At 73.9% G+C, this 3,006-nt stretch carries 1 protein-coding gene; it reads right to left on the bottom strand.

The genetic code is table 11. The annotated features are described in order from the left end of the window. Positions 1-345 precede the first annotated feature (345 nt). Positions 346-2,910, bottom strand: coding sequence for an ABC transporter permease (locus AC54T1_RS14470; RefSeq protein WP_496912370.1), 2,565 nt, complete (start codon positions 2,908-2,910; stop codon positions 346-348). Positions 2,911-3,006: the final 96 nt, after the last annotated feature.

The raw sequence follows: 3,006 nt of genomic DNA, 5'->3' as shown, positions 1-3,006 counted from the left end.
TGGCCGGCGGCGAAGTCGACGTCGACGCCGTCGAGAGCGCACACGGTGCCTTCGCCCGTGCCGTAGCTCTTCGTCAGCGCCCGGGCGCGCACGGCGGGGCTCGACGAGGCCAGGGGAGCGGGGGACGGGCTCTGGTAGACGGTGGTGTCCACGGTGTCTCCAACGGGGGATCGGGTCGGCCGCTGCGCCGGGGCAGGGCTCGGGGGTGGTGCGTCGGAGGGTGACGGATCGCCCTCCGACGCACCGGCAACGCTATCGAGGTGCCGCGGTCCTGGCGTCGGGCCGCAGGTGGGTCCTGGGTGTGGCGGGGTCATCCCCCGGGGGGAGCCCCGGGGGACGGACCGGCTACTCCACGGCGAGCGCCTCGACGGGCGAGGTCCGAGCGGCCTTGCGGGCGGGCAGGACCGAAGCGGCGAGCCCGGCCACGAGCGCGACGCCCATGACGACGAGCAGCGTCGTCCAGGGCACCGTGAGCTGCACGGCTGCGGTTCCGGAGAGGATCACCCAGGAGCCCGCCGCGCCGTACGCGAACCCGAGCAGCACCCCGGCGAGGGCACCGACGCCGGCGATGACCATGCCCTCGATCGCGAGGGTGGTGCGCAGCTGTCGCCGGCTCAGGCCGATCGCCCGCAGCGTGGCGGACTCGCGTCGCCGCTCGAGGACGGAGAGCGACAGCGTGTTCGCGACCCCGACGAGGGCGATGAGGACGGCGACGGCCAGCAGGCCGAAGATGCCCGCGAGGATCCCGTCGATGAGCTGGCTCGTCGACATCCGCTCGAGCACGGGCCCGTACGCGGAGACGGGACGGTCGTCGAGCGCGTCACGGACCCCCGAGACCACGGCCTCTGGGTCCGCGGCGTCGTCGATGCGCAGCCACACGGCACCCGTCATGGCGGCGGGGTCGAGGTCGAGCATCACGTCGGGCGTGATGAGGACGGCGTTGACCGGCAGGTCGGCGACGACCACGTCGAGCGTGACCTCTCCGGCGGGCGTCGTGAGGACGAGCGGTCCGTCGACCGCGACGTCCCAGTACTCCACGAGGGCGTCCGAGACCACCGCGGTGTCCGGTGCGAGTCCCGCGGCGTACCCCGTGTCCCGCGAGACCGCGGCGGCGTCGTCGGGCGAGATCGCGTACACGGCGACCTCGACCGGCTCGGACGTCGTCGAGGGGGCCTGCGCGTCCGTCATCGGCAGAGCGACCGCCGTCTGGACGCCCTCGACCGGGCGGACCGTCCGGACGACGTCGGGGCTCAGTCCGCTGATCGAGCCCGAGCTGTCGACGCCGGTGCTCTCCAGGGTGATGTCGAACGGGTACGTGGAGTCGAGAGCACCGTTGAGGGATGTGCGAGCCGTCGCGCCGCCCACGGCCATCATCGCCACGAGCGTGACGCCGATGAGCAGGGCGCTCGTCGTCGCCGCGGTGCGGCGAGGGTTGCGCGTCGTGTTGGCTGCCGCAAGGCCGGCGCTCGCGCTGGCGGGAGCGATGGCCCGTCCCACGACGGCGACGACCTTGGGAACCCAGAGGGACGCACCGACGAGGATGCCGACGAAGGAGACCGCGCCACCGAGGACGGCGGTGACCATCCCCGTCTCGACGTCGCCACCCAGTCCGAGCACGAGGCCGAGCGCGAGGAGCGCACCGCCACCGAGGACGAGGAGCGAGGTGAGTACCGCCCGGGCCCGTCCGGACCTGGTGCCCGCCGGGGCGTCCGTGGGACGCAGCGCCGCGAGGGGCGCGACGCGCGTCGCCGCGCGTGCCGGGACGAGACCCGCGAGGACGGTGACGCCCGTCCCGACCGCGAGGGGCCACAGGACTGCCGGGAGGGACACGGTCATCGAGTCGGGGAGCGGGATCGTGAGATCCGCTCCGCGCAGGACGAGGAGCGCACCCTGGACGAGCGCTGCGCCGAGGACGATCCCCACGGCGGACGCGAGGACGCCGAGGAGCGTGGCCTCGAGGACGACCGACCGGCGCAGCTGTCGCTTCGACGCGCCGACGCACCGCAGGAGTGCCAGGGCGCGGGTGCGCTGGGCGACGAGGACCTGGAAGGTGTTGGAGATGACGAGCGCGGCGACGAGCAGCGCGACGGCGGCGAACGCGAGGATCGAGTACGTGATCGTGTCCTGACCACCGGTGAGCCGGGCAGCTGCCTCGCGTGCCACGTCCGCCTTCGTGTCGACCGTGTACGTCGTGGGCAGGACGTCGGTGAGGGCCGCGGTGACCGCCCGCTCGTCGGCACCCGGGTCGAGGGCCACGAGGATCTCCCCGTAGATCTGAGGGCTCCCGGCCTGCGCGAGGAGGCGGTCCTCGAGCAGCTGGTTCGTCACGACGCCCGCGCCGCCCAGCTGGAGGAAGGCGTGCCCCGGATCCTCGACGAGGCCGACGAGCGTCAGCGGGGTGACCACGGGGGCGGGGACCTCTGCACCCTCGGCCGCGGGCCACGTGCGCTCGTCGACCGTCTGTCCGATCGTCACACCGAGCCGCTCGGCCACCTCGGCGGGGAGGGCGATCTCGTCGTCCGTCGCCGGCAGCCGCCCCTCCGCGACCTCGAGGGGCTGCAGGCGGGGGTCGGAGCCCGTGCCGATGATGACGGGGTGGGCCATGCTCTCGCCGACCTGGAGCTCGAGGCCCAGGAGGGCGGAACCGTCGGCGCCGTCGACACCGTCGACGGCGCTCGCGCCCGCGACGTCCGACGGCGTGAGCGCCTCGGCGTCCCACGGGTCCGTGGGCTGGACGACGAGCGAGGCGTCGGCGTACTGCGCCGTCACGGAGTCGTACGTCGCCTGGGTGAGCAGGTTGCCGACGAGGAGGGTCGCGGTGACGAAGGCGGTGCTGATGACGATGGCGATGCCCGCGGCGGAGAGCCTTCCGGCGCTGCGCCGCATCTGCGCGAGGGTGAGGCGGATCATGAGTGGGCCTCGGTCGTCTCGGCGGTGGTCTCGAAGGTGCGCAGGGCGTCGAGTCCGGCGAGGACGGACTCGGGGGTGGGGTTGGCGATGTCGCCG

This window comes from Sanguibacter sp. Z41_6, from assembly GCF_059621145.1.
Note: the sequence above shows the minus strand (reverse complement) of the source record. Positions and strands in the feature narration are given on the sequence as shown.